Here is a 4,945-nt window from a genome sequence, read left to right as displayed (position 1 = left end):
GCCACCGACGCGTCGGAAAGGGTCGCCGCCTCCGCCCTTGTCGGCCGGGCATCCCCTCCGGCCGACAAGGGCGGAGGGGATGCCCGGCCGCGCAGAACGACCCGCCTGATGTGGTGCAGCCGGCCAGCAGCAGCGAGAGCGCTATGATTTTGACCATCTGGCCAGCCTCCCTCTGTTGTCGTCCGGCGTCCGGCCGGCGACGGCATCGTCGATCTTCTGGGCTTCGGTGCGCGCCGCGGCGTCGGCGGCATCCTGCCTGGCCTTCTGGCTGGCCTTGCCCTTGGCATAGGCTGTCCAGGCACCGGCAAGCGCGGCGCCCATTGCCAGAAGATACGGCCAGGCCTGGCCAAGCAGCGCGAGGGTGAGTGTTCCCATCTCATGTCTCCTTGGCCGGCGGCGCGACCATGCCGCGCGGCCCGTCACGCACCGCGTTGATGATGATCTTGGCAAGGGCAATGGCGCCGCTGATCTGAAGCGCGGTGCGGTCGCTCACGCCGAGCAGCGTCCAGTCGAAGCCGGCGAGCGCGCCGCCGCAGATGATGGCGATCAGCGTGTTGAGGAGATTGTGCAGCGCATTGGTGTTGAACCATCTCATCGAAACAGGCTCCCGAAAAAATCGGCGACGTGATGCCGGAAAGCCGCGAGCGCTCCGGCCATGAGAACGAGGATGCCGGCCGCGGCAGCCGCCTTGCCGCCGGGCGCCGGCGGCACGGGCTGGGCCGCCGGCATCACATCAGCCGATGTCTCGGCCCTGGGCGGCGCCGGCGCGGCCACCGGCGCCGCGGGGCGCTGCGCCGACATCAGCAGGGCCTGAACCCGCACCGACCTGACCCGATCGGACCAGCCGCGCCCGAATGTTGCCCATGTCGGCAACCGCTTGAGGAACGCCAGCCGCGCATCGCAAAGCGCATCGATGGTCACACCGGCCGGCTTTGCCTTGGCCGCCGCGACGGTGACCGGTCCGATCCGCCCGTCCTGCGCAACGCCGACGGCCGCCTGCAAATATATGGCCGCCCGGCCAGGCCCGCTGTTGACGGCGAAATCGAACACAGCGTGGTCGACGCCATCGGGCAATTCGGCGCCGAGCACAGCGTCCCAGTAGAAGCGGCGATAGACGGTGGCGACCTGCGCGTCGCTGATCGCACGCAGATCCGCCTTCGTCGCGTCGGCCTTCACATAGCGACGGAAGCTGGCAAGCGTCACGCCCTTCATGGTGGCGCCGCCGGGGTCAGCCGGATTGTCCGACCAGCCGCCTTCCGATTTGAGAACAAGCGCAAGCGCCCGCGCGAAGTTGCGGTCCATGGTGGTTCCTTTCCGCCCTTCCGGGCAGTTGTTCAGTTTTTGATTTTTGGTATGTTCGCCGGGTGGAGGTTAGGTTTGACGCGGGCGATTATGATTCTGGATATCATTCGCCAAGTTGGCAGATACAGACTTTAAAATTCTGAGTATCAGCAAGAGACCCGTGCGCTCGGTAAGTCATTGACGCACCTAGGGCGCGTAAAAGCACATATGCCTGACATAAAACATTTAGTTTTAGGAGTCCTCATCGGCGCCTTCTCCATCGCGTGGGTAGTTATTGCCACGATAGGGGTGCGGCGAGAGACGCGCGCGTACAACAAAAGCCTGAGAGACATCGATGAGAAGCTCCGTCAGGATAAAGATCAATAGGAGTTCGAAATTCAGCGAGTTTCAGCTAGTGCTTTTTGAAGACGAACAGCTTTGTGTGAAAGGATACTGGGCTGATCACTAAGTCGATCGCGCGTCGTAAGGTCACCATCGGTCGCGACCGGCTCTCATACAATGGTTCAAGCAGGCGCTTTAACAAGCTGCTCTCCCGCATCAACCCCAGATATCCGCCCCTGGACCGACTTTCCAAAAGCCGGAACCCCATCCCGCTGATCGTTCTAATTGTGTCGTTCGGGGTGAAGGCAAATTGGTAAAATCGGGCCATGTCCGCGGCACTCACATCTTCGTATCGACCGAGCCGCATCTTTAGACGCCTCAATGGCGACACGCTGGGGACAGTTAGGAAAAGGAGTCCGCCAGGTTTCAGCACTCGGCGTGCCTCCTCGATGATCGATGCGTAACCATCCTTGAAGTGTTCGATCACCCCCAAGGACCACACCCCTTCGAAAAAGGCATCCTCGAATGGCATTTCTCGCACGTCACCGAGAACGATATTAAGTTCTGGGGCGTGCTTTTTGATCCTAGCGATGGTTACGGGGGCAAAGTCTAATCCGTAAGCCTCGAACCCTGCGTGATGGAGCCCAAAGACTGTATTGGCCACACCGCAGCCTGCATCAATCACTCGATCAGGCGGGCTTAAATACTTTCGGGTAACATGCTGGACAAAGACGCTCTTTTTCCGAATGTCCGCTGCTGTTAGGGATTGCGCCCAACGATCGTCCCAGAATCCTTCGTCGGCTGGTCGGTCGATGAATACAAGACGATCATGCTGCTGATCGAGATATACCTGCTCCACCATTCATTTGCCTCCCCCAAGGCGCTGCTCAACATCAGTTCATTTGCCTCCCCCAAGGCGCTGCTCAACATCAGTTCATTTGCCGTAGTCTCGACCCACAATCGGAACAGCCGGAACGCTGGTATGGAAGCGCCCGAAGAGCAGTACCCACACCAAGACCTGAATCGTCACGAAACCGACGAATGGCTGCCGTGCCTGCGCAAGAACGTTCTCCAAGGCATTCCGGTGCGCATAGACCCCTATCACGCTGCCGAGGATGATCCAGAAGAAGAACCACATACCCTTACTTTTGAGCGAAGCATGGTGCAACGCCACCAACGCTCCGCCATAGATCAACCCAAATACGATCACAACGGGAATACCACCAATCGCCCACGCCTGCCCCCAGAATGTACCAGCCAAGCCGTACAACGCCTGCGAAAATATCTGGGTCTGGAGCACCGTGTTGAACCCAGTGCTGTCAAAGCCGAAGGCCGACGGCTGAATTAGCAGTTGCGCCAAGGTATCGCGAACCGTGTTCCACCATGGATAGGTCGTGCTACTCCTAATCAGCCCTTCGATGTTTTCATGAGTGCCGAAGGCTTCCCAGGAGGCCACCATAGCCATCGGATCAGAACCGCCTGCCAGCATCCTGCCAAACGGCAGGTCGCGTTTGTAGGCCAGATAGAAGGGCTTCATAAAGAAGATGATCGCAAGCGTCGCCAGCCCGATCGCCCATGCCTTCCAATGCAGGGCCGCCTTCGTTATCGGCCACTCCCACAACAACACGATGGCGAACGCCATTGCCAAGATCACCGGGACAGTCCGATCACCCGCGATCGCATTAAGTGCGACCATTAACGCAAAGATGGCTTGATAAATACGAGCGCCGCGACCCCACAACCTATCGAAATAGATCGATGCCAGAAGGCCGATGCCGCTGACCCAACGCCACACGATCGAAATGAGCCCACCAACGGCGTCATAGATGTCGGCACGCTCCATCGCGTACCACTCAAGTCCAGCCCTGTTTGCCATCCATGCATAGCAGGCTAAAGAAATGATCAGCGCGCACCGAATGAACCAGGTGACCCGCATCGGGTGCAGCTGGTAACAAGGGGGACGCCCCCCGTCCACAGACGAAGGCATCAGCAGCAGCGCCAACCCGAACCCTAGCCAAGCAGCGACCATCACCAGAATTGCTTCCGACGACGCCGGCTCGAGATATGGCACCAATCCTTTCGCGCTCACAGGTCGCGTGAAGCCAATCAGCGCGGGCACCGAATAAGCAAGAAGGCCGACATAGCCAATCGCTACAACAGAAACCCGATTGTGGCGGGCCACAAGTATAAAGGTGGTCACGGCCACCATTGACCACAGAGCGAGCACCATATCTTTCGTTCGTCCATTTGGATCAAAAAAGCAACCTAGGCGATTCGGTCATTCACAACGACAAAGTCTACAACTCGAAATCGCCCGCCCAGCCGACTGTCGCGCTGACCACCCATGAGCCCGTTGCGTATGCCTCCAGGGTTACACGCTCGCCGGGATCGAGAATGAGATATTTTCCTGCACCGCCGCCCTTGATCGTGTCCGTCCCGTTGGGCTCGATGTTCATGACATGGGTTGCGTGTACTCCGGCAAAGCCGATCCGAAGGCCAGGCACGGCAGGCGGCAGCGTATGTGTCCGCGTCCCGCCGGCCCCGTTGTTGTGGCAGAGTGCCCGGTTGTGAAGCCCGGACAGCGTTGTGTTGACGGTCAGATTGGTCGGCACACTCGACGTCCCCTGCAGGCCGGGATTGTTGCCGCCAATAAACCTGGTCGCGATGCCGGCCGTGATGGAACTGCCGGTGCCATCACCAACCCATTCCGTCATGTCAAAGCCATCGACCAGCATTTCGTCTATCACGCCGCCGGTGCTTACCCGAAAAGCAACGCCAATGGAGGTCGAGTTTTTCAGGGCGATGTCCCTGAGACTGGCTTTGCGCAGCCGTTGGCCCACGGAAAGGTTGAACCGGATGCCATGCGACTGGGTGTTTCCCCTGATGCCAGAAAGGCTAAGGCTCGCCGGTGTCACTACGTTCGCAACGACGACGGCGTCGGTCGAGCAGTTCATCAACGTGCCCGGACCGATCGCAAGAGGCGTCTGGTAGGGCGCGGCGATTACGGCTGTGGCACCCGACATTCCACCCGTGATCGTCTCGCCAGCCGGAAAGATGCCGGCCGAGCCGCGCACATAGATGCGCCGGGTCGCGCTGTTTGCTGTTTTGGCAATCGCAGAGTTGCCTCCAGTGATTGTCTCACCGGCCTGAAACGTCCCACTTATCGGCAAGACCCTTAGCACGTTGGCAAAGAAGTCGACCAAGATGCCCGTCGCGCCGGATGAACCGCCTGTCACCGTCTCACCGAGTTCATAGTCGACGGTTGAACCGGTGATGACGATTTCAAAATGTTGGAACCGCAGGGTTCCGGCGGAGCCAGAGG

6 protein-coding genes are annotated in these 4,945 nt (G+C 59.6%); all 6 read right to left on the bottom strand.

The genetic code is table 11. The features are described from left to right. Positions 1–141 precede the first annotated feature (141 nt). Positions 142–375: a hypothetical protein gene (locus EN906_RS22780; RefSeq protein ID WP_127271125.1), complete on the bottom strand. Its 234-nt coding sequence runs from the start codon at positions 373–375 to the stop codon at positions 142–144. Between the two features lies 1 nt (position 376). Next, positions 377–595, bottom strand: coding sequence for a hypothetical protein (locus EN906_RS22775; RefSeq protein ID WP_027035106.1), 219 nt, complete (start codon positions 593–595; stop codon positions 377–379). Then, the gene (locus EN906_RS22770; protein WP_127271129.1) at positions 592–1,302 is read right to left on the bottom strand and encodes a glycosyl hydrolase 108 family protein; all 711 of its coding nucleotides are present in this window, start codon (positions 1,300–1,302) and stop codon (positions 592–594) included. The genes EN906_RS22775 and EN906_RS22770 overlap by 4 nt, the downstream gene beginning before the upstream one ends. Positions 1,303–1,693: 391 nt before the next feature. Then, entirely contained in the window at positions 1,694–2,485 is a 792-nt protein-coding gene (locus tag EN906_RS22765) for a class I SAM-dependent methyltransferase (RefSeq protein ID WP_127270497.1), read from the bottom strand. A 72-nt stretch (positions 2,486–2,557) separates the two neighbouring features. Beyond that, a complete protein-coding gene (locus tag EN906_RS22760) occupies positions 2,558–3,853 on the bottom strand; it encodes a hypothetical protein (RefSeq protein ID WP_127270495.1) in 1,296 nt (431 codons plus the stop codon). Positions 3,854–3,920: 67 nt separating this feature from the next. After that, on the bottom strand, positions 3,921–4,945 hold a 1,025-nt coding region (locus EN906_RS22755), incomplete at its 5' end, for a hypothetical protein (protein ID WP_206529153.1).

Source organism: Mesorhizobium sp. M7A.F.Ca.CA.004.06.1.1 (genome assembly GCF_003999135.1).
Taxonomy (GTDB): Bacteria; Pseudomonadota; Alphaproteobacteria; order Rhizobiales; family Rhizobiaceae; genus Mesorhizobium.
The sequence above is the reverse complement of the archived record's forward strand: the minus strand, read 5'-3'. Positions and strand labels throughout refer to the sequence as shown.

Coding starts and splice junctions, on each gene's coding strand:
- EN906_RS22780 (WP_127271125.1), bottom strand. CDS start 375: ATGGGAACACTCACCCTCGCGCTGCTTGGCCAGGCCTGGCCGTATCTT.
- EN906_RS22775 (WP_027035106.1), bottom strand. CDS start 595: ATGAGATGGTTCAACACCAATGCGCTGCACAATCTCCTCAACACGCTG.
- EN906_RS22770 (WP_127271129.1), bottom strand. CDS start 1,302: ATGGACCGCAACTTCGCGCGGGCGCTTGCGCTTGTTCTCAAATCGGAA.
- EN906_RS22765 (WP_127270497.1), bottom strand. CDS start 2,485: ATGGTGGAGCAGGTATATCTCGATCAGCAGCATGATCGTCTTGTATTC.
- EN906_RS22760 (WP_127270495.1), bottom strand. CDS start 3,853: ATGGTGCTCGCTCTGTGGTCAATGGTGGCCGTGACCACCTTTATACTT.